At 41.7% G+C, this 23,507-nt stretch carries 13 protein-coding genes; 8 read left to right on the top strand and 5 right to left on the bottom strand.

What is annotated here, in order from left to right:
• Window positions 1-35 precede the first annotated feature (35 nt).
• From A9267_RS04380 to A9267_RS04350, 7 genes are all read left to right on the top strand, one after another.
• Window positions 36-701 carry a GntR family transcriptional regulator gene (locus A9267_RS04380; protein WP_065108346.1) on the top strand — a complete coding sequence of 222 codons (666 nt, stop codon included), beginning with the start codon at window positions 36-38 and terminating at the stop codon, window positions 699-701.
• A gap of 76 nt (window positions 702-777) precedes the next feature.
• A complete protein-coding gene (gene prpB, locus A9267_RS04375) occupies window positions 778-1,656 on the top strand; it encodes a methylisocitrate lyase (protein ID WP_065108345.1) in 879 nt (292 codons plus the stop codon).
• Between the two features lie 161 nt (window positions 1,657-1,817).
• A complete protein-coding gene (prpC, locus tag A9267_RS04370; RefSeq protein ID WP_065108344.1) occupies window positions 1,818-2,942 on the top strand; it encodes a bifunctional 2-methylcitrate synthase/citrate synthase in 1,125 nt (374 codons plus the stop codon).
• Between the two features lie 111 nt (window positions 2,943-3,053).
• Entirely contained in the window at window positions 3,054-5,666 is a 2,613-nt protein-coding gene (acnD, locus tag A9267_RS04365; protein WP_065108343.1) for a Fe/S-dependent 2-methylisocitrate dehydratase AcnD, read from the top strand.
• A gap of 119 nt (window positions 5,667-5,785) precedes the next feature.
• A complete protein-coding gene (gene prpF / locus A9267_RS04360) occupies window positions 5,786-7,003 on the top strand; it encodes a 2-methylaconitate cis-trans isomerase PrpF (RefSeq protein ID WP_065108342.1) in 1,218 nt (405 codons plus the stop codon).
• A gap of 197 nt (window positions 7,004-7,200) precedes the next feature.
• Entirely contained in the window at window positions 7,201-7,803 is a 603-nt protein-coding gene (locus tag A9267_RS04355; RefSeq protein WP_065108341.1) for a LysE family translocator, read from the top strand.
• A 181-nt stretch (window positions 7,804-7,984) separates the two neighbouring features.
• Window positions 7,985-8,959, top strand: coding sequence for a DMT family transporter (locus tag A9267_RS04350; RefSeq protein WP_231919044.1), 975 nt, complete (start codon window positions 7,985-7,987; stop codon window positions 8,957-8,959).
• 117 nt (window positions 8,960-9,076) lie between these two features.
• Here the strand turns inward: A9267_RS04350 and recD are convergent, their stop codons facing one another.
• From recD to recC, 3 genes are read right to left on the bottom strand one after another with little or no spacing between them, the layout of a single operon-like run.
• Complete coding sequence (recD, locus tag A9267_RS04345; RefSeq protein ID WP_082972178.1) at window positions 9,077-11,170, bottom strand: exodeoxyribonuclease V subunit alpha; 2,094 nt, start codon at window positions 11,168-11,170, stop codon at window positions 9,077-9,079.
• Entirely contained in the window at window positions 11,167-15,006 is a 3,840-nt protein-coding gene (gene recB / locus A9267_RS04340) for an exodeoxyribonuclease V subunit beta (protein ID WP_065108340.1), read from the bottom strand. Before recB ends, recD begins: the two co-directional genes overlap by 4 nt.
• Window positions 15,006-18,650 carry an exodeoxyribonuclease V subunit gamma gene (gene recC / locus A9267_RS04335; protein WP_065108339.1) on the bottom strand — a complete coding sequence of 1,215 codons (3,645 nt, stop codon included), beginning with the start codon at window positions 18,648-18,650 and terminating at the stop codon, window positions 15,006-15,008. The genes recB and recC overlap by 1 nt, the downstream gene beginning before the upstream one ends.
• Before the next feature lie 610 nt (window positions 18,651-19,260).
• Here recC and A9267_RS04330 point away from each other — a divergent pair.
• Window positions 19,261-20,235: a linear amide C-N hydrolase gene (locus tag A9267_RS04330; RefSeq protein WP_065108338.1), complete on the top strand. Its 975-nt coding sequence runs from the start codon at window positions 19,261-19,263 to the stop codon at window positions 20,233-20,235.
• 157 nt (window positions 20,236-20,392) lie between these two features.
• Here A9267_RS04330 and A9267_RS04325 read toward each other — a convergent pair whose 3' ends face one another.
• Together A9267_RS04325 and A9267_RS04320 are read right to left on the bottom strand one after the other, a co-directional pair.
• On the bottom strand, window positions 20,393-22,444 hold the full coding sequence (locus A9267_RS04325; protein WP_065108337.1) for a transglutaminase family protein: 2,052 nt from the start codon (window positions 22,442-22,444) through the stop codon (window positions 20,393-20,395).
• Complete coding sequence (locus tag A9267_RS04320) at window positions 22,434-23,507, bottom strand: DUF58 domain-containing protein (protein WP_082972177.1); 1,074 nt, start codon at window positions 23,505-23,507, stop codon at window positions 22,434-22,436. Before A9267_RS04320 ends, A9267_RS04325 begins: the two co-directional genes overlap by 11 nt.

The raw sequence follows: 23,507 nt of genomic DNA, 5'->3' as shown, positions 1-23,507 counted from the left end.
TCGACAATTGGTCATAATTTGACAGTAGAGTAACGATGACATTTTTCAACGAACACCCCATTACCGCAGCGGACAAAACTTTTTTTGAATTAAGAAAGGATATTGTTGAAGGTGAAATTGCTGCAGGCTCAAAGCTGAGTGAAACGGAATTGTCGACAAACTATCAAGTAAGCCGAGCTGTCATTCGTGAAGCGATTAATCGCTTAGAGTCATGTCATTTGGTTGAACGAAAAGCCAATGTAGGGGCTCGAGTTGTTGCATTGTCGCCAGAAGGATTACTTGAACTGTATCAAGTACGTGAATCGCTTGAAGGAATGGCTGCAAGACTTGCCGCAAAAAACATGACTGACGCAGAAATTGCCGACTTGAATGGTTTACTAAATCATCATTTCGACGAAGTTCAATCAGGCGAGTCTTACTATCAAGAAGCGGGAGACGTGGATTTCCACTATCGCATCATTCTAGGTAGCAAAAACAAGCATCTTATTTCAGTACTGATTGATGGTATGTACCACCTTATTCGTATGTATCGAGTGCAATTAGGCATGGCTGGGCCACGGGTGACAACAGCATTTGATGAGCATAAACATATCGTTAAAGCCATTGCGAACCGTGATGAAGAATTAGCTGAAATGCTGATGCGCCGACACATTATGTATTCAAAAGCCAATATCGAAAATAAGCTCGATAACGACAAGTAAAACAATCGCTAGAAAGTATCAATATTTGTGGGCTAAGACAGCCCAAGTACAAACAATAACAATAGAGAGGGAAATCATGAGTGCAGGTAAAAAGTTCCGTCAAGCTTTAGTTGACAATAAACCATTACAAATCGTCGGTACCATTAATGCTTATGCTGCCATGATGGCAAAACAAATTGGTCATCAAGCTATTTACCTATCTGGTGGCGGGGTTGCTAATGCATCATACGGTTTACCGGATTTAGGCATGACATCATTAAATGATGTGATAGTTGACGTACAACGAATCACCTCCGCGTGTGATTTACCTTTAATGGTCGACATCGATACGGGATGGGGTGGCGCATTTAATATTGCGAAAACTATCCGTGATATGGAGAAAGCCGGCGCCGCAGCCGTGCATATGGAAGACCAAGTGGCTCAAAAGCGCTGTGGTCATCGTCCAAATAAAGAGATTGTATCAACTGAAGAAATGGTCGACCGAATCAAGGCGGCAGTCGATGCTAGAACCGACCCAGATTTTTTCATCATGGCACGCACAGACTCGTTCGCCCAAGAGGGATTAGAGGCGGCGATTGAACGCGCAAAGGCTTATGTAGCAGCAGGCGCGGACGGTATTTTTGCTGAAGCGGTTAAGACCGAAGCGCATTATCGTGCTTTTTCTGAAGCACTAGATGTGCCTATTTTGGCCAATATTACTGAGTTTGGCCAAACAGAACTGTGGAATAAAGAGCAATTAGGCGAATGGGGCGCAGACATGGTGCTTTACCCATTAAGTGCATTCAGAGCGATGAATAAAGCAGCTGAAACAGTTTATAGCACTATTTTGACTGATGGCGATCAGAAAGCGGTTGTCGACACGATGCAGACTCGTATGGATTTATACGATTACTTGGGTTATCACGATTACGAGCAAAAGTTAGATAGCTTATTTGCTGAAGGTAAAAACAAGTAATTTTACGCGTTTATCTTGACCTGTCAGAACGCAAGGTTTGCTTAAAAAATATACAAATCTTGTTTTGGGACAAAGTAAGTTTCTGGTAAATAGATAAATTAGATAAAGCGGCTTAGCCCCTACAGATAACAATTAAAAACATAAAAGAATAGGACATCATTATGGTAGACAAGAAATTAAGTGGCGCAGGACTTCGTGGTCAAAGCGCAGGTGAAACAGCATTATGCACCGTAGGTAAATCGGGTTCAGGGTTAACTTATTGCGGTTACGATGTTGCTGATTTATCTGAAAATGCTACTTTTGAGGAAGTCGCATATTTACTTTTTAACGGTGAATTACCTACGGTAGATCAATTAGCAAGTTACAAAGCGGCGTTAATGGAGCAGCGTGATTTACCACAGGCGTTAAAAGAAGTATTGCAGCGTATTCCAGCCGATGCACACCCAATGGATGTTATGCGTACAGGCTGTTCATTCCTTGGTAATCTTGAACCGGAAGCTGACTTTAGCCAACAAAACACTGCTGCAAATCGCTTGTTAGCAGCCTTTCCTGCAATCATGTGCTATTGGTACAAATTCAGCCATGAAGGCGTTGAGATTGACTGTGTCACTGATGAAGATTCAATTGGCGGTCACTTCTTAAAGTTATTACGTGGCGAGACACCTTCGGAGCAGCACCGTAAAGTGATGGACGTGTCGTTAATTCTTTATGCAGAGCATGAGTTTAATGCATCAACTTTCACAGCACGTGTTTGTGCGTCAACATTATCAGATATGTTCTCGTGTATCACAGGTGCAATTGGTACTTTACGTGGTCCACTGCATGGTGGAGCAAATGAAGCTGCAATGGATATGATCCAAAAGTTCACTTCGCCAGAAGATGCTAAAACACAAATGGCTGGCATGCTTGAACGTAAAGAAAAAATTATGGGCTTTGGCCATGCGATTTACCGCACGTCGGATCCACGTAATGTCATCATTAAAGCGTGGTCAGAAAAGTTAGCCCATGAATTTGGTGATACTAGCTTATATGATATTTCTGTTGCCTGTGAAGAGTTCATGTGGGACACCAAAAAGCTTTTTTGTAATGCAGATTTCTTCCACGCTTCAGCTTATCACTTCATGGGGATCCCAACGAAGTTATTCACGCCAATCTTTGTTTGTTCACGCCTAACAGGCTGGGCTGCACATGTGATGGAGCAACGTTCAAATAACCGTATTATTCGCCCAAGTGCTGATTATACTGGTTCAGAACCTCGCACTGTAACACCGATTGCACAAAGATAATGGTGGAAGGTTAACGTGTTGTCCTTTGTCAGCACTTTTGATTTATGCGACACGTTAACCTTTTTACTTTGTTCCAGCTAACGCCATAGTGCGTGGATCATGGAAGCTAACATGAATACCTTATATAGAAAAAACCTTGCAGGCACCCAACTAGATTATTTTGATACTCAAGCTGCGGTAGATGCTATTTCCCCTGGTGCTTTTGCAAAACTACCTTACTCATCACGCGTTTATGCTGAAAATTTAGTTAGACGTTGCTCTCCTGAAACTTTAACAGATTCACTTAAACAAATTATTGAACGCAAGCGCGATTTAGATTTTCCTTGGTATCCTGCGCGTGTAGTTTGTCATGATATTTTAGGTCAAACTGCATTAGTGGATTTAGCAGGACTACGCGATGCGATTGCTGAAAAGGGGGGAGACCCATCCAAAGTAAACCCTGTTGTGCCAACGCAGCTTATTGTGGATCACTCTTTAGCTGTCGAGCATGCAGGTTTTGAAAAAGATGCTTTTGAGAAAAATCGTGCTATTGAAGATCGACGTAATGACGATCGATTCCACTTTATTAACTGGACCAAAACGGCTTTTGAAAATATTGATGTTATTCAGCCAGGTAACGGCATTATGCATCAAATTAACCTTGAAAAAATGTCACCAGTTGTGCAATCCCGTGAAGGCGTTGCTTTTCCGGATACACTTGTTGGGACTGATAGTCATACACCGCATGTTGATGCATTAGGTGTTATTGCTATTGGTGTCGGTGGCTTAGAAGCTGAAAGCGTGATGCTGGGTCGTCCATCTTATATGCGCCTTCCTGATATTGTGGGCGTCGAGCTTATTGGCGAGCGCCAACCCGGTATTACCGCAACTGATATTGTGCTGGCAATTACTGAGTTTTTACGTGAACAAAAAGTGGTCTCTACTTACCTTGAGTTTTATGGTGAAGGCGCTGAAAATCTCACACTAGGCGATCGCGCGACTATTTCAAACATGACGCCTGAGTTTGGCGCGACAGCCGCGATGTTCTATATCGACGATAAAACGCTCGACTATCTTAGATTAACCGGTCGTGACGCAGAGCAAGTTGAACTGGTTGAAACATATGCAAAAGCCAATGGCTTATGGGCTGATTCACTTAAACATGCTGAATATGAACGGGTTCTGAAATTTGATATTTCGACAGTCGGGCGTAATATCGCTGGGCCTTCAAATCCGCACCGCCGAGTCTCAACGACAGATCTTGCAGCAAAAGGTATCAGTGGCGAAGTCGAAAATGAAGCGGGTTTAATGCCTGATGGGGCCTGTATTATTGCAGCAATTACCAGCTGTACTAATACGTCTAACCCTCGTAATGTGATTGCAGCAGGCTTACTTGCTCGCAACGCCAATGCGAAAGGGCTAACGCGTAAACCTTGGGTGAAAACATCATTAGCTCCAGGCTCGAAAGCGGTGCAACTCTACCTTGAAGATGCCAATTTGTTGCCAGAACTTGAAGCGCTTGGTTTTGGTATTGTGGGTTTTGCTTGTACAACTTGTAACGGCATGAGTGGCGCACTTGACCCTGTTATCCAGCAAGAAGTGATTGACCGAGATCTATACGCAACAGCCGTATTATCTGGTAACCGCAACTTTGATGGCCGTATTCACCCCTATGCAAAACAAGCGTTTTTGGCATCGCCGCCGCTCGTTGTCGCTTATGCTATCGCTGGGACAATCCGGTTTGATATTGAGAAAGATGTGCTAGGAAAAGACAGCGAAGGTAATGATATTCGCCTGAAAGATTTATGGCCTTCAGATGCTGAAATTGATGCGGTTATCGCTAAAAGTGTTAAACCTGAACAGTTCCGTCAAGTCTATGAGCCAATGTTTGATGTCAAAGTTGAATATGGCACAGGCTCAGCAAAAATTGATCCGCAATATGATTGGCGCCCACAAAGTACTTATATTCGTCGTCCTCCCTATTGGGAAGGGGCATTAGCTGGTGAGCGCACCATGAAAGGAATGCGACCATTAGCTGTACTTGGCGATAATATCACAACTGACCATTTATCCCCTTCAAATGCCATTATGCTCGACAGTGCTGCAGGTGCATACCTTGCTAAAATGGGTTTACCTGAAGTTGACTTTAACTCTTATGCAACGCATCGAGGGGATCACCTTACTGCACAGCGTGCCACCTTTGCTAACCCTAAACTATTTAACGAAATGGTGACGACAATAGGCAAAGATGGCAAGTCAGTGGTTAAGCAGGGCTCACTGGCTCGTATTGAACCTGAAGGACAAGAGTCTCGCATGTGGGAAGCAATTGAAACCTATATGGATCGTAAACAGCCGTTGATTATTATTGCAGGCGCTGATTACGGCCAAGGGTCTAGTCGTGACTGGGCGGCAAAAGGTGTGCGCCTTGCTGGAGTTGAAGTTATTGTTGCTGAAGGGTTTGAGCGTATTCATCGCACTAACTTAGTGGGCATGGGTGTATTACCACTTGAATTCACCCAAGGTGACAATCGTCATACTTATCACATTGATGGCACTGAAACCTATGATGTTGTTGGTGAGCGAACTCCTGGCGCTGCGCTTGAACTCATCATCACACGTGCCAATGGTGAGCAAGTGACTGTTGCTGTGAAGTGTCGTTTAGATACGGCTGAAGAAGTGTCTATTTACGAGGCGGGCGGGATATTACAACGCTTTGCCAAGGACTTCTTAGAGGCAACTCATTAACGCTTTGAGCTAACATGTCGCTACTTCTTAATGTTGACATATAGCTTTAACATTAGCTGATTAAAGCATTAACTGATTAACGTTTGCTTTATTTCAGCTAATTCATCTTAGGATAAAAGATGTCTACTATTGCACAAATTAAAATTCCAGCAACTTATATGCGCGGGGGGACCAGTAAAGGTGTTTTCTTTAACCTTACTGATTTACCCCAAGTGGCTCAAGTTGCAGGTCAAGCTCGCGATAACTTATTACTGCGAGTCATCGGCAGTCCAGACCCTTACGGCAAGCAAACTGATGGTATGGGGGGCGCAACATCCAGTACCAGTAAAACGGTTATCTTGTCTAAGAGCGAGCAAGCTGATCATGATGTTGATTACTTATTTGGCCAAATTGCCATTGATAAACCCTTTGTTGATTGGAGCGGTAACTGCGGAAACTTAACCGCAGCCGTTGGATCATTCGCCATTTCTAATGGTTTGGTTGATAAGAGTCGTATACCTCAAAACGGTATTGCCGTGGTGAGAATATGGCAGGCTAATATCAGCAAAACCATTATCGCCCATGTACCTATGGTTAACGGTGAAGTTCAAGAGACTGGCGACTTTGAACTTGACGGTGTGACGTTTCCGGCTGCTGAAGTTTTGGTGGACTTTCTTGCCCCAGCTGATGCAGATGCAGCAATGTTTCCAACTGGGAATGTCGTTGATGAATTAGTTTTGCCACAATCAATTGCTGAGTTTAGCGCTAAAGGAATCTCATCTGCTAATTCATCCATTAAGGCAACGATGATCAATGCTGGTATTCCTACCATTTTTGTTAATGCTGCTGATATCGGTTATGTCGGCAATGAGCTACAAGATGCGATAAACAATGATGAAGGGGCGCTCGATTTTTTCGAAATGCTTCGTGCCCATGGCGCAGTAAAAATGGGCTTGATTGACCATATAGATGAGGCTCAAGCAAGACAACATACGCCTAAAATAGCCTTTGTATCTCCACCTAGCGATTACACGTCGTCTAGCGGAAAAGCGATCAGTGCAGCCGATATTGATCTGCAGGTAAGGGCATTATCTATGGGGAAGTTGCACCATGCGATGATGGGCACCGCTGCTGTTGCAATCGGTACCGCGGCGGCAGTGGAAGGTACATTGGTTAATTTAGCGGCTGGCGGGAAACCGCCAACGTCAGTGGTCTTCGGTCACCCATCAGGCACACTAAAAGTTGGTGCGCAGGCCAGTGTAGATAATGGGAACTGGCAAGTTGATAAAGCCAGTATGAGCCGAAGTGCACGGGTGTTAATGGAAGGTTGGGTACGCATACCAGGTGATAGTTTTTAGCGCCACGCTTTTTGGCTCTATGGTGGACTTCATACTCAATAAAAGGCTTATAACGGTATCTGTTGTAAGCCTTTTTAATGTCCATCTGTTATCAGCAGTACTTTTACTTATGTAGGCTAATTAGCATCAACCATTTGGGAAAATAAGCTGCAGTAACCAGCTTGTTAAGTTAAGTATCTAAAAATAATAAGGAAATTATGTCATTGGAGTCATTGTTAACGCTTCTTATCGTCACAGGCTTATTGTTAGGTTCGCCAGGTCCTGTGCCTATCGCACTTGCTGCCACAGGTGCTACCTATGGACTTAAGCAAGGTTTACCATTTTTACTGGGTATATTAGTTGGACTCACTTTTGCGATAACTGGGTCGATATTGGGTTTATCTGTACTGTTAATTCATTACCCAACTATCGGAATTGTTTGTCAGATCATTGCCGCAGGCTATATGTGCTATATCGCCTTTAAGATTGCTACAGCGCCAATTCAGTCCGATGACACTTTACAAAAGGCACCCAATTTCCGAGATGGTTTTGTATTAAATCTACTTAACCCTAAAGCTTATGCTGCATTTCTTGCGATATTTTCTCAGTTTTTGCTACCTCATTCTTTTATTGAATTAAGCTACCTGATAACAGGTATCGTTTGTCTGGTCGTGGCCATTGTAGTTGATAGCCTGTGGCTAATGTGCGGAAGTTTATTGAAACCTGTATTTACTCATCCAAAGCATGCTCGAATCATTCGTGTTTTATTTGGCTCATTACTTGTCGTGACTGTCATAGCCTCTTTGAGCATGAGTACTTGAGCATCAAAGTTTAAATGGACAGTATTGATTCTGCTGTAATGTTATCTAAATAATGCTTTTTAGTGCTTTTACCATAAAGGAAAAATAGCGAATACTAATGCTGATAATCTTAACGATATAATTTTAAAGATAGAATCGTGTCTATATAACTAATATCGAACAAAATAACTTACGATTTAAGGTGTTTGCTATTTCTCAGTCAACTTTACGCTCATCGACGTCTAAAGCTGCCGATTCTCTTTTAAAGACTTGTTTGTTAACCGTGCTAGCAATCATTGCCTTTGCGGCTAACTCTGTTTTAAGTCGACTGGCCCTAGCTGAAGAGGCGATAGATGCAGCAAGCTTTACCGCGGTAAGATTGATTACTGGGGCTTTAGTGCTGTTAATTATTGTTAGTGTTAAATCACTCAGTCATGGGCAATCAATTAATCTGTCAAAGGTCGTTAAAAAGGTCGTTAAACCTGTTTCGGGCAGTTGGTTTGCCAGTATTATGTTATTCATTTATGCAGTGACCTTTTCGTATGCGTACATCTCTGTGGATACTGGCACTGGCGCCCTAATCCTTTTTGGTTCAGTGCAATTAACGATGATAGCCATATCGCTTTTAGTTGGTACACGTTTATATCTTGCCGAGTGGGTTGGTATTTTGATGGCGTTTTCAGGATTAATTTATCTTGTGTTACCTGACGTCAGTTCACCGTCATTTAATGGCTTTATTTTGATGACTCTGTCAGGTGTTGCATGGGGAGTTTACACCCTTAAAGGGCGACATTCTCAAGCGCCAATTATGGATACAGCTTATAACTTTGCTCGTACATTACCTTTGGTTTTAGTGCTAATCATCGTGGCCTTTGATAGCTTAAATTTAACTTATCAGGGGATAATATTGGCTGCCATAGCTGGTGGGTTAACTTCAGCGATAGGTTACAGTATTTGGTATATTGCGCTAAAGGGGTTAAGTGCTACCCAAGCTGCAGTGATCCAATTATCAGTGCCGATAATTGCTGCGATAGGCGGGGTGATATTTGTGGCAGAGCCGATAACTTATCGTCTAATGATTTCATCTTTAGTGGTGTTAGGTGGCATTCTGGCAGTGGTAATAGGTCGATACTATTCAATAAATGCAGCAACTAAAACCACAAACGAGACAAGGTAGCCACAATCTAATTAACAAGCAGCCTGTGATGCGATATAGGCTGCTAAATGGGTTTAAATGAGGCTATTCGTGATTAACTATCTCGATATTAACTATTTCGATATTAACGACTCAGTATTAATGAGTGCCCCATAATCTTATTGCTAAACCTGATGCCCTTGAAGTGACTTGCTGACATGCTTTTTCAAAAACATAAGGCGAGCCTAAACAAATAAAGTGTTCTTTAGCACGAGTGATTGCGGTGTAAACAAGTTCTTTTGTAAGCAATTGCCATTGAGCGTTGCTGGGCTTTTGCGGTAATACAAAAGCCACTTGTTCAAACTCACTGCCTTGGCTTTTATGTACGGTCATCGCAAAGCAGGTGTCGTGGTTAGGTAAGCGAGCTGGCTGTACTTTTAATAAGCTACCGTCGGCTTTAACAAAATAAGCCATTAAGCGTTCTGGTTTTTGCTCGTCTTGTAAAATAAGCCCGATATCACCGTTAAATAAGCCTAAGTTGTAATCATTACTTTGAATGATGATTGGGCGACCTAAGTAAAACTCTTGGCTTGGCTTGATCCATTGATTTTCTTTAAGCACATTGGTCATCGCAAGGTTCATCCCATCTACGCCAAACTCGCCTGAACGCATCGCACATAAAATGCGGTATTGGTTAAAACTGTCGATAATGGCTGTTGGGCTATGTAAGTTTCCCAACGCCGCTGAGCTAGATTCAAGTTGCGTATAGGCATATTGGTTATCAAGGATCATTTGCAAGTACTGACCATAAGCTGCAACAGATACCTGTAGCAGTTGCAGACTTTGCGTATTTGCTTGGGTTTTACTCGTGCTTGCTACAGGTGAATGTCCCTGAGTTGTAGCTTGAGCCTGATGTTCAATCCAAGTGAGCTCTTGGTGACCATGCTGCCATTCTCGGCGAATACCCGCAATATCGACATAATTAACAGCACTCGCTAATAAACCAATACCTGCATCGCCTTTAAACCTGTGGCTGTGCATTAACATACAAAGGTTGTCACCAATCATAGGTTGGGGGTGAACGAATTGGCTGGTGGGTTGATGGGTCAGTTTTTCAAGCAACTGAGCTTGCTCGGCAGAGTAACGCATTTGCCAAGGCTGAGTCGCAGTGTTTGCATTTACTTGATGCTGTTGAAGGCCAGAACAGATATCAGCAAGGACTGCGCCAGCTTCAACAGAGGCTAATTGATCTTGATCGCCCAATAAAATTAGCCGTGCATTGAGTGGTAATGCACTGAGCAATTTATGCATCATGGGTAAGTCCACCATGGACGCTTCATCTACGACTAATAAATCTAATCGCAATGGATTGGCTTTATTATGGCGAAAGGTGTGAGAATTCGGAATCACGCCTAATAACCGGTGCAAAGTCGCTGCTTCTTCAGGGATACGTGTTAGCGCATCTTTAAGCTCTTGTTTACCAGTCTGTTCTACCTGACTTGCTAGCCTTGTTTTTGACGCTTTAATTGATTCACTTAATCTCGCGGCAGCTTTGCCTGTTGGCGCCACTAACTTGATGGTTAATGAAGACTGAGTTAATAGCAATAATAATAGTTTGGTGACTGTGGTGGTTTTACCGGTTCCAGGCCCGCCAGTAATTACCGCTAAAGATTTAGTTAATGCGGTTGCTGTAGCCACTTTTTGCCAATTGATGATAGGTTCATTCGTGTTGTTCTGTTTATTATTTACTTGCTCATCAAACAAATCATCCAGGTAGGCTGGCAGTAACTCAGTATTGGCCACTAAGTTGATAGCTGTCATTTGATTAAGCCGTTGAGCAACTTCAGCCTCGAAATGATAGTATTTGTTTAGATACAGGCGTCCATATTCAATGATTAATGGCAAATTATCTTCGGGCTCACCAACACAACTTAGTTGTTTGATTTCATCCTCTAACTGCCCATGATTAATTTTTATTTGGCATAAAGCCAGTTGTTCACATAACGGGTTTTCGAGGTTGATATCACTGATCACTAAACAACTGTGTTGGCTAGACAGTTGCTGGCTTAATAAGGCGCATATAAACAGTAAAAAGGCTTCATCTTGCTGTCTATGACTGGCATCAACATAGCTACGCTGCATTTTTACCATTTCTAACGCAAAATGTCGGTCAAGAGGCGTTATAAGACCCTGTTGTTGCCAGTGTTTCAGTAATTGTTGAATGGGGGCTTGTAATTGGAGTATTGAATTCATTTTAGCGACTCCAAGTAGGCGTCATCACCTTGTTGAAATAACCTGTCTAATGCGTCTATAAGCGCTTGAGAAGGCTTATCAAAAAAGACGCCAGTTTGAGGCTCATGTGGTGTCATTCCACGTAAAAATAGATAGAAGCAACCGCCAATATGTGTATTGTAATCATACTGCGGAAGCCTTAATGCTAAGTAACGGTGCAGCGCTAAGGTGTACAAAATATATTGCAGATTATAACGATGACTGCTGATGGCTTTTGCCATTGCATGAGTATCGTAATCACTAAAATTTTCACCTAAATGATTCGATTTGTAATCGGCAATATAAAAACGTCCCTGGTACTCGAAAGTTAAATCAATAAAGCCTTTAAGCATGCCTTGTAATTCATCAAACTCAAAGCCAGCATCGTAGCCAAATTGAGATAATATTGTATTTAACCCTTGGGCTTTAAGACGAGTAATTGGTAGATAAAACTCCATTTCAACCAATGTTTGTTTTGGCGTTAGCTCACTTAAGCTAATGATATTTCCATCTGAGTTCAGCAGTTGTTGATCATTGTCGATAAAGCCGGTGAGTAATGGAGTATGCAGTATTTGCTGGTACCATTCGGTTAAGGTATTCGTCCATGTCTCTTTATCAAAACCGTATTGCTCCATGGCTTTTTCTAGTGCAGGAGCAAGTTCAATATCGGCTTTGGTGAAGTCAAATAATTCCATTACTAAATGCATAAAGCTACCCGCATTGGCGCCACGCTCAAAGGTGAAGCGATTAATGGCATTAACTTCTGCTTCAGTATCAAATGGGTTGATGTCATTACTGGGTTCAAATGCAACTTGTAGCTCTTGGCTGAAATCTTCATCGTCAGCGCCAGGTGACACTTTCTCATGAGCTAAGTGTTTTACTAAACCTGAATAGCTTCCGACACGCCAAGGCGTATCGTAACCTCGATTGAGTGTATTGGCAGCTAAGGCTTCTAAAGACGTTTGGCTGTCAACAAATACGGACTCATCGATTTGATTAATTTCAGTGATACTGATTGCACAGCGGTATAGTTCATCATCCGACTCCAGATGCAGTAATTTTTGTGCTTGCTGTTCTAGCTGTTCAAAATCGCAATCTTTGCTGGTGATGCCAAGTAAATAACCGATTGCAGTCTCAAATAATTGGCTACTAATGCCTGCTTTTAACATACGGCTGTGATTGGCTATATAGAGATAGCATACATACACAGGGCGGGTTAGGGCGACGTATAACAAGCGTAAATCTTCAGCGAGGTTTTCTTGTTTGTATTGCTCCCAACCTTCTTTGGTGCCTTCTACATCCCAAATGAGTTGATCATCTTGGTGATACAGCATTGGTGTCGGCTTTCTGCGATTGTCACGGGCTAAACTGATAAAAGGTACAAAACAAACAGGGTACTCAAGGCCTTTGCTCTTATGAATCGTGACAATTTGAACAAGATTCTGCTCGCTTTCTAATCTTAACTGTTGCTCATCACTGCCTTGAGCTTCAATTAATTGTTGCTCAAACCAATTAATCAGTGCGCTACTGCCATCAAGTTCAGTGGCTTTTTGCTGCAATAGCTCAGAGAGATGACGAAAATCGGTTAAGCGTCGCTCACCACTCTCATGAAGTTGACTGATATCATTCTCAGACTCAATTTTGTTGTCAATTTTTGAATGACTATGACTATGACTATGACTTTGAGACAAAAAGCGTCGAATAAGCTGAGTTTCATTAGCCAAAGATAACAGTGCAGGCATGATCCCATGCCTAGACCATAATTGGTGCCATTGTGCAAAGGTGTCTAATAAGGTTTGTCGCTGCTCTTCATCTTGATTGAACTGATGAATTTGCAAGGCGTTATAACCCATGAGTTCAGTCGCCATTGCGGCTCGCAAACAGCGTTCATCTTTTGGCGTGGCAAGGGCTCGCAGAATGATAGCGAGTTCAAAAGCTTCTTGGGTTTTAAAAACACTATCACGACTTAAAAAAACTGCGCCAATATTACGCTGACTTAATGCCTGTTTCATTACGGCCGCTTCATTTCTGTCTCTCACTAATACAGCAATATCTTTAGCCACGAGTGCTTTACCATTATGATGGCATTGTCCTGCTTGAGACTCAGTGAGCAGTCGTTTAATTTCACTGGCTGCATCACCAGCGAGTTGTTTTCTAGCGGTAGTTTTGTTTAACCCGCTTTCATTTTCAGATAATAACTTTATCCGAAGGGCTGAGCGGTCATTACTCGCTTCAGTAAGTATTTTTGTATCGGCGCTTTTTGGCGTGTTAACGACATCATAAGGAATCGCATCGCTGATAAAAGGATCATCGTGCTGGCTAAATAATTGATTCACCCCATTAACCAAAGCGGTTGATGAGCGATAATTCGTTTCAAGGTTGTAATGCGATTGAGTTTGTTTTCTTGCACTAATATAGGTATGAATATCGGCACCACGAAAAGCATAAATGGCCTGCTTAGGATCGCCAATCATGAGTAAACTCAGTTTTTCTAGTTGAGTCTGTTGCTGATAAATCGCTGAAAATATCGCAAATTGAAGCGGGTCAGTATCTTGGAATTCATCAATTAATGCGACAGGAAAGCGTGTTGAAATCGCTTTTGCTAATTGCTGTGCAGTTTGTGTATTTGATGCCAACGCCATGTCGTCAGATTCTGGGTCATTTTCTGAATTAGCTTCTGAGCTAGTTTCTAAGTTAATTTCAGAGTTAGTTTCGTTAGTGGCTACAGAATGAAGCGCCCCAGCTAAAGTCATCAGTAAGTCATCTGGTGTCATTAAGTTGCGCTGCGCTTTTTGCATAGCAAATCGTAACTTAATACCCTCTTTGGCTTTAACTAAAAAAGCCGGTTTAATTTGGTTAATTAAGTCGAATAAGCGCTCGATATGATCCAATAATGGTGCTTCAGAAGGTGTGGGTATTTCGCCGCCTTTATTGAGTTTAAGTCCTGATAATGCCAGCATTTCAAGTTCTTTAATTGGCGGCAAACTCGCGTGCTCAGCACTAGCCCAATGAGTTAGTTTATCAAACATGGCTGCAAGCTTGGGGTAATCATCGGCTTTTTTACCAAACCTTGCGCCGTTTAAAGGCAAGCTATGTAGTAATTCAAGTTCTGCTTCACTATCAGCTTTCCAGCGCATTTTAAAACGAGATAAGCTTTGACTTAGCTCTGCGGTGAGCTTGTTAAAGTCTTTAGTAACAAGAGAAGTATTGGCTTGGGTTGCACCTAATAATTGCCGTAATTGCTTCGCTAGTTCATCAGGGCTACCAAACTCATTTGCAATGACTTGGGCTAATATTGGCGGTAGTGGGTAACAGGCCTCACGCCAGAAATCTCGAACGGCATGATGTAAAAATTCACTGTCATCCAGAGTAAATTCAGACTCAAACAGTAAAGATGACTCGAATGCCATATCCGATAGAATGCGCTGACAGAAACCATGAATGGTAAAAATGGCTGCTTCATCTAATGATTTTAAGGCTAAATCTAATCGCCTTAATGCCATTGAATGTTCATCGACAGGCATTTGTTGATAAAGGGCATTGACGAAAGCATCGTCGGTTTCAAGACCAAGAAAGCATTTAAACGCCACTTGAATACGCTTACGAATTCGGTCACGAAGTTCTTCTGTTGCCGCATTGGTAAAAGTCACCACCAAAATTTGTTCACAAGTTAATGGCGCTTTGTCTCTATCACCTAATAGCAAGCGTAAGTACAAACCCGATATTGTGTAGGTCTTACCCGTACCAGCACTGGCTTCGATTAAACTACTGCCTGCAAAAGGTAAAGTGAGCGGGTCAAGCTTAGTGACGTTGGTCATTAGTGGCTACCCTCTGTGTTAACACTGGTGATCTCGCTAATGTATTCATCTAACTCTGCTAATGTCCCTTTGTGATACACACTCAGCATAGGACTCAATAATTGCATCGCTGTGTGGCCAAACTCAACTTCGGTAAAGTCATCTGGAAAATGAAATAATCGTTTGTTATGGGGATCGTTGCCTTCGCCAAATTCAGTTTGCTCATCTATCCATTGGCTTTGAGCTGCTAATAACTTGTCAGCATGCTCGCCTTCGGCTTCAACGTAGGCAAGGGCGGTGCGAGGCATAAAGCATAATGGTTTGTTTTGACCATTAAGGTAACCTTGCACAAATTGCTGTAGCAGTGTGTGGGCTTGAGCCTGCTTTATGGCAGTAAAGGCATGAAAATGACCGATATCTAATAGGTAACTGTTTTTTTCAATGCCAGAAGCGTTGATACAAAGATGACGTAAGTACACTCGTAAAAAGTCACGACCATGGGCTGTGCCAGGTCGGTAATTAATTTGACCTTTAGGATAAATATTATCGATACGACCGACGACATTGACTTGAATGTTTTGCTGTTGATTCAACGGCATGTGGTTAAAGCACAAATCAACATCAACTTCTCGCGTGTTTTCTTGCTCTGCGGTTAAAAATTGAATTCGACCAATTAATGGAGCGATATCTCGCTGATATTGGTTAAGCAACAAGTCATCAAAAGGACGCATCGGAAGCTCGCCGCTGGCTTTTAATTGGGCGATAAATTCCATATCTGCGTGCTCTAACTGGTGACTAATCGCACTGTCTAGCAGGGACGATTGCAGTTTATATCGCTCGAGTGAATCTAAATTAAACGGCTCATCATTATCATCAGCTTGAATACGAAGATTGAAATCTACTTTTAAGCTGCGATTTAAAAAAAATTGTGCTGGGCTACGATAAAACCGAAGCAAGGCTGAAAGCTCAAGTGTGTGTCGGCCAATATCTGCATTAGGTACGTCCACTGTTACTTGGGCAGGCATTGCTTCTTCAAGCTGCCAATCAATATCGATGGTTTGTTTAGCTGCAATAAAAGGGCGTTGACTTTCTGCGCAGGGATCATGTTGTGGCGGACACCATTGATGATTATAACTTTGCATTAATGCTGGCGAGCTATTTGTCGTGAGCTGTTCGCTTGGGGAAAATAACTTAGCGTCGAAAGGCTGTAATGGCTGCTGAATAATTAGATGTTCAATAATGGCGAGGTTAGCGTCATCGTTATTGATATCTCTGCGCTGTTTATTATTCGTGAGTAAACGATAATCCGCAAAATAACAAAGCTGATAATATTCAATTAATTCAGAGACTAACATTGACGGAATACGCTCAGCGTTATCACGTTCAGAATGGCCAATGTAACTAATATAAAGCTGTTGTCGAGCTGATAATAAGGCTTCTAAAAATAGGTATCTGTCATCTAAACGACGAGAGCGGTCACCTTTCATTGCGCCGTTATGCGCCATTAAGTCAAAGCCAACAGGGTGTTGAACTCGTGGGTAAACCCCATCGTTCATACCAAGTAAACAAACGACTTTAAATGGAATGGAGCGCATTGGCATAAGGGTGCAGAAGTTAACGCTGCCCGCTAGATAACGCTGACCCACACGAGATTCGTTAAGACGCTGATTAAACCATTGCTTTAATACTTCAATATCGAGCGAACCTTGATGGCCTGCAGCTTCTAACTCATCTTTTAAGGCGGTGAGTGCTTCGCGAATGGTTTGTACTTGTTCACGTTCGTCATCATCAGCTTCAAAGAATACTTCCAGCAGTTGATAGAGTTGCTCAATACGCTCAAGCGTAGGGCAAGGGGTTGCAAGTTGAAGTTGGTATTCGTCAATGGCTTCTAAAAAGTTGAGTAAAAACCCTAACGTTTGCGCTGACTGTCCTTCAACCCCTTTAACCAGCAAAGTGTCATGATAAATGGAGGACTCATCATTAAACGCGTAGCCTTGAATTAACCGTGTAATACCAAAAGCCCAAGAGTTTTGATTAAAGCCTGGCACGCCCTGTTGAACGCGGGTGTGTTCATCACGCCCCCAGCGAACGTTAGCATCATCTAACCAGCGCCTAATAAGCTGTAATCCGTCATCGTCGAGTTGAAATTTACGTAAAATGGCTGGCACTTCAAGAATGCTAACAATCTCAGTTAAGCCAAAGCGGCTTTGATTAATATTGAGTAAGTTTAAAAAACTATTGATTAATGGAGATTCTTGCGCAGCACCTCGGTCAGCTATGGCATAAGGAATATAGCGATTGCCATGTTGTTGCTGACTGTTTCCTGTGCCAAAAACAGCGTCGATGTAGGGGGCGTAAGCGGCCACATCTGGCATCATGATCACAATGTCTTTTGATAATAAGTCGGCATCATTTGATAATAAATGTAAAAGGTGGTCGTGCAGCGTTTCAACTTCTCGCAATGGACTATGACAGCTGCGCAATGTGATGGAATCGTCGCTTGAGTGCAATGTTCTTCGAGCTTCGGTGTTTTGATAAAAATGCGCATCTGGCCCTAATGGCTCACCTAAGGTTTCCATTTGCAAAATATCATATTGCAAACCATGTAGTAGGCTTAACTCATCGGTGGATTGGCTGGGTTCAACATAACAATCATAACTAAAATCAGTGTGCTCTGCAGGTAGCGCGAGCATTAAATCTAATAGCTCACGGCCCATTTTTCCGTTGTTCGCTAAGATAGGGTTACCGACTTCAAGTTTTTCTTCCCATTGCTCGCCTAGCTGCTTTTTATTGGCATACTGAAGCGCCATGCGAGCACGGGCTTTCGGGTCAACAATATCCCCCCAGTAATGCTGGCAAGGGCTGAGTGAGAACATAATAACTTCAATACGTTCTGCAAGGTGATATAGCACTTCTAACGTTTGCGGAGGCATAGATGAAATACCAAATACAAATAAACGTTCAGGTAGAGATTCGATTACCGTATTTGGGTTTTGCAGTGCTGTAATTAAATCTTGATGCAAGTTAGCTCTGTGATACAAACTGGCATTAACTTGATGTTGGTTGTATTCAATTAATGCTCGCCATAGTTTAGGTTGCCATAACTGATTATCTTCAAGAGACAAAGGATGCTCATTTTGCTCCCAGCCAAGTATCCAGTGTGGACGGTATACTAAATATTGATCGAATATATCGGCTATTCGACCACATAATTGGTATAGTTTCATCGCATCAAAATGTTGTTGATGTTGAGCATATAAAGGTGAGAGTTCATTGCTAGTCGTAGTGGGTTCGACTAATGTACTCGCTTGCTGCTCAAGGTAAGCTTTTAATGGCGCAAAATCTTCATCCGTTAATAACTTGGGTAACAAGTCCATTAACTTCCACGTCATTGCTGCTTTAGTAAAAGCATTGTCTTTTGGAACATCCGGTAAGAGTTCGTGGCATAATTGCCAAGTAAAACTTGAAGGCAATGGGAATGAAAGCGCTGCAGCAATGCCATTGTATTTAGCGACTTCAAGCCTTAACCAAGTCGACATACCTGGGCTTTGTACCAAGATATGTTCACTGGCCAGTAAATGCGTTGAATCAAGTGGAATTGCCAACATTTTAGAAAGTTGTTCCGATAACACTTCCATCTGATTTGATTGAATTAATCTAAGCATAACTGACTCGAAAGCTGATGATAAAAACCATTCTAAGAGGTTGTTATTAGGTTTGAAAGGCTTTTATAGCTGCGGATATTTAAAAGCTAAATAATTACACTAATATCTTTGTTCTTGATGTCATTAGTATGTGGTTTAAACTGTATTTTCCTATACTAATGGATTATATGGGCTACCAGTTTATGAAAACGAGGACCTACATCAACTTTCACTTAATTAAATATGGCAGTTAATTCATTTTTATACTTATGTATCAGTTATGGAGTAACTTATATATCGAAGTTTAAGTTTTTAAATTATGACGTTTATTAGTGTTTGTTGATTTTTTCTTGGCTATTTTACTGTGTTATCGACTTTCTATGTAGAATAACGACACCGTAATGTCTCTCTCATATAAATGGCTATCAAATCAAAGCTAATACAACCTTGAAAAGTCAACAGGAGTTAGTCACTAGATTAAACGTTTATAAGACGACGTGACTAATAGCTGTTAAGTGAGGGTTTGATACGTCATATTGCATTGGTTGATAGGAAATTAGTGGCATATATTAATCTTAGTTTTATGGTGAAGTATTTTTATTTCATGTAATTATCATGTGGGAGATTAAGAATGTGTACTCGTATTATTTATCAAACTAAATCAGGTAAATTCATTACTGGGCGTGGTATGGACTGGAATGATCCTAAATCAAAGTTTGCTGTGATAGCAATGCCTAGAGGAACAGCACAAACGGGTGGAGATGTTGCGAACGCGCTATCTTGGACATCGAAATACGGTTCAGTGTTTACTGCAATGTATGATTCATCTTCCTCAGACGGTTTAAATGAAGCTGGTTTAGCTGTGAACGCACTTTATTTCACTGAAGCAGATTATGGTGATTACACCAAAACTGAAAAGCCTGTTATTTCGGTTGGAGCTTGGGCCCAATATTTTCTTGACAATTTTGCTACTGTTGATGAAGCGGTTTTAGCGATGCATGAGCCAGCTTTTGTAATATACGCACCATTACTTGCAAATGGTCGCCCAGCTACGGCACATATTTCTCTGACAGACGAAAGCGGTGATTCTGCAATTTTTGAGTACATAGATGGTGAGTTGACGATTCATCATCATCCTAAATATACCGTGATGACCAACTCTCCTACGTTTGAAGAGCAATTAGCAATTAACAAATATTGGAAAACGGTTGGCGGTAATCGAATGATCCCTGGAACAATTAATGCTGCTGACCGTTTCGTAAGAGTAGATTATTTCCTGAAAAGTACTCCAAAGTTTGAAGATGGAAAAAGCGCTATAGCTGCTGCAATGTCAATTATGCGCTCTATAGGGGTACCGCTAGGCATGGAAGATCCTGACCATCCCAATATTTCTGCGACCTTGTGGCGTTCATTAGCTGATCATAGTAATAAAAAGTACTATATGGAGTCTTCATCTCAACTAGGTTTATTTTGGGTAGATTTAAAGCAGTTAAACCTTAATGAAGGTGCACCAATTGTTGGTGTTGTTTTGGACTCAGCTGATAATAGCTCCGGTGATGTGAGTAAAGATCTACAACCTATGCAAATGATTTCTTGGATGGTGTAAAAATACTTTTATTCTAAAAATGTCATAAGTGACCTATTGCATCTTAATTTGGCCTGAATTTTAAATTTCTAAATTCAGGTCAAAAATGTAAAGCTAAATTATTAAATATAAGTTTATCTTGGTAGATGTTGTTTGATGCTCTAATCTGCCAACTCACTTATAATCCAATTTTTACTTTACGAAAGTAGCGTTTAAACAATTTCTGATGTTGCTGGGCTTGCTTATCATTTAATACTTGATATTGCAGTGCGATAAAGTGTTCGGTCATTTTATTAAAGTCAGCAGCTAGTTGTGGTTGCTCTTGATGAATAGCTTGATGAATAAAGTTTGCAAATGCTTGTGGAGGCATTGTTTCTCTTGGGTAGCCCTTGTCAGCAAATTTTGAGCAAATATGGCTATAGCGTTTAATTAATGGATCTTGTTTAGGCTTTAATGCAAATACGCCTGCATAATACGCAATAACCAGTGCGATGATACTAAAGCTCACAATCATTAAGATAATGATTTTACTGGTATTGACCTCACCTAGTAGTTCACTTAGCACTTGCTGTTGACGTTCCTCATCGAAACCTAAAACCCAAACACTCCAGTAAAAGTCTAAGCTGGCTAACTGTAGACGAATGTCATTTAACCAAGGTATTTCTTTTACTCGCAAGCTGGTAAAAAGACTATCTTGAAGGTAACTGTCTTGACCTGTAAACATGGCATCGAACCCATCCAAGATCCGCTCAGGTGCAATCATCGCAGTCGGGTCTAACCTTATCCAACCTCTGCCTTCAATCCATACTTCAGTCCAAGCATGTGCCATATATTGATAAATACTGTAATAACCGGCTTTGGGGTTGTATTCACCACCTTGGTAACCTGCCACCATACGTGCAGGTATTCCGCTGGAGCGAGCCATAAACACTAACGCAGATGCGTAGTGAGAACAAAATCCTGCTTTGTTTTTAAATAAAAAATCATCCACTTGATTGTTGCCCAGAGGCGGTGGACTCAAGGTATAAAAATAAGACTGTTGATTAAAATACTGCATCATAGCGTTAATTCGAGGCAGTGGTTCAGGGTAATCTTTTACGAACTGCTGAGCTAAAGCTTGAGTCTGAGGGTTGGTTTCTTTCGGCAGTGATAGATTTATCCGTTTGGTCAGTGGTGTTAGCACAGGCTCAAGCATACTCAAAGGATAAGATGTCACGCGGTAACTGAAACGTTGGTCAATATTCCTGACGGAATATAAGCGAAAGTCATCCATTTCAACAACGTGATCCGTTTCTGAAAATGCCTGATCTAAGCCAAATAACCATTTCTGATAAGTCGGCTCAGTGATCACTTGATAATTAAGCGAATTGGATTGATCGACTTGAGCTGGCATCGCTCTTTGGTTGCGCTCGCGGTAAGCTCGCTGCTGCGTATTTTTACGCAAGTTTGCTTGTTTCCACGTTTTACCATCGTAATTCTCCATTACAAGGGCACGCCAATATAACGCCTCATTAGGGATAAGTTGGATCTTGCTGGCATTGGATGCTTCGTTGTCAAAACCCACTCTAAATGCCAAATCAGGTGAGCGCGTCAGTTTACTGATATCGCCCAATGACACTTCATCAGATAAGCCAGTTGTCGCATTTTTCATGCTGGGCGCTAACCAAAGAGGGCCAAGGCGAGGAAAAACAATAAAAAGCAAGATAGCCAAAGGAAGGCTTTGGAGTAACACTTTAGCGCCAAGGCTGAAGTTTATTTTACGAGTCGCATGTTGATAAACACTGATAAGTACACAGGTATTGATTAGCGAAACAAAGAGTAAGTGCACCGTATCAAGCATGCTTTGACGCTCTAATAAAGCGAAAGCAATAAGAAAATACCCGACTAAAACAACTACTTTCACATCACGTATTTGGCGCATCTCGATGTATTTTAAGGCGTAACCAAGTATCAATAAATTAACGAGTGCATTGAGCATACCGATTTCTTTTGACACTAAACCTAATGTTATCGCTGCGCCAATAGCTAGACTGGTGACCAGCAATTTAGGCGGGGCCGCGACTTTGCCAAAATAAATGCCGATGCGCCAAACAAAGCATATACAGCAAATACCAATGCTCCACAGTGTGGCGTCTTGGTATAGTGGTGATAATACCAAGGCATTAGTCAGTAACAGCCAAAATAAGGTGTTACGGCTAATATTCTCATTAAAATCATCGCTAATTTTCATCGAGTTCACCTTGTGTTGAGCGGGTAATATCTCGATAACCATAACTTGCTATCAATTGCTGGCATTGTTTTCGGTGTGACTCGCCGCTGTCTTGTTCGATGATTTGATTATCTAATGCTAAACCAAATACTTGATTGGCTTGTGATAACGCATTGACCTGCCAAGCTAATTTACTGAGCTTATGTTCAAGGTCATCACCTTGTGTGTCAGCTAGGCTTAACCATACGGGTTTACCTTCTGGCTGAGCGAACTCTTTACTGAGCATACCACGCCCTTGCGCCCATTGTTTCCATGCCACTTGCTTTAAGGGTTCACCTTCAACATAAGTTTTCAACCCTTTGTAATCATCAACCCCTGGTTGTAATTTACCGTGTTCAAACTCGGTATTATTGTCATCATCTAAACTGGTAAGCGAAACGGTTGTTTGCAATGGCTCTGCGAAAATGAGCTGCTCGATGTTTAAATCAACATAGGACCAAGCGCGAAATAAACCCAATGGGAAGTTAGAAGAAACTTGAATACGACCTGGATTGAATGGTCCTCTATTTTGAGGCGAATATCCGACCGTTGCGTTGAAGGATTCACCGACATCACCAATACGAATATGGCGCTGCTGAGCAAAGTTTAAACAAATTTGCTGGTGGTTTGTGTGGCTTAAATCCTTTTTTTGTTTACTCGAAAGTACAACCGGAAATGCCAAACTGGTGTACGCGATACTCTCTGGCGGCATAGGAGCTGTTAATGTTAACCCTGCCAGGTTTTTATAACTGTAAATGATACACGTATGCAGCACACTTGCGAGTAATAAGCTTAAGCCAATGACTAGGTTGTTTTGATAATTGGTGCCGAATAAATAAAGTACGACGATTAACATAAACCATGCGATACCAAAGGCACTCGGTAGGATAAAAATGCTTTTATGGCTTAACGTCACTTGTTGGTTGGGTGGGATTCGACGTGTTAACCAACGCGCCCAACGCTGCTTTATCATTTTAGGAATAAAGCGAGAATACCACTTGGGCGGAGTTTGATAATGAGCAGTATTACCGATGTTCTTGTTCAT

Origin of the sequence: Shewanella sp. UCD-FRSSP16_17, from assembly GCF_001675935.1 — a bacterium.
Lineage (GTDB): Bacteria > Pseudomonadota > Gammaproteobacteria > Enterobacterales > Shewanellaceae > Shewanella > Shewanella japonica.
The sequence above is the reverse complement of the archived record's forward strand: the minus strand, read 5'-3'. Positions and strand labels throughout refer to the sequence as shown.

Coding starts and splice junctions, on each gene's coding strand:
- A9267_RS04380 (WP_065108346.1), top strand. CDS start 36: ATGACATTTTTCAACGAACACCCCATTACCGCAGCGGACAAAACTTTT.
- prpB (WP_065108345.1), top strand. CDS start 778: ATGAGTGCAGGTAAAAAGTTCCGTCAAGCTTTAGTTGACAATAAACCA.
- prpC (WP_065108344.1), top strand. CDS start 1,818: ATGGTAGACAAGAAATTAAGTGGCGCAGGACTTCGTGGTCAAAGCGCA.
- acnD (WP_065108343.1), top strand. CDS start 3,054: ATGAATACCTTATATAGAAAAAACCTTGCAGGCACCCAACTAGATTAT.
- prpF (WP_065108342.1), top strand. CDS start 5,786: ATGTCTACTATTGCACAAATTAAAATTCCAGCAACTTATATGCGCGGG.
- A9267_RS04355 (WP_065108341.1), top strand. CDS start 7,201: ATGTCATTGGAGTCATTGTTAACGCTTCTTATCGTCACAGGCTTATTG.
- recD (WP_082972178.1), bottom strand. CDS start 11,170: ATGAATTCAATACTCCAATTACAAGCCCCCATTCAACAATTACTGAAA.
- recB (WP_065108340.1), bottom strand. CDS start 15,006: ATGACCAACGTCACTAAGCTTGACCCGCTCACTTTACCTTTTGCAGGC.
- recC (WP_065108339.1), bottom strand. CDS start 18,650: ATGCTTAGATTAATTCAATCAAATCAGATGGAAGTGTTATCGGAACAA.
- A9267_RS04330 (WP_065108338.1), top strand. CDS start 19,261: ATGTGTACTCGTATTATTTATCAAACTAAATCAGGTAAATTCATTACT.
- A9267_RS04325 (WP_065108337.1), bottom strand. CDS start 22,444: ATGAAAATTAGCGATGATTTTAATGAGAATATTAGCCGTAACACCTTA.
- A9267_RS04320 (WP_082972177.1), bottom strand. CDS start 23,507: ATGAACAAGAACATCGGTAATACTGCTCATTATCAAACTCCGCCCAAG.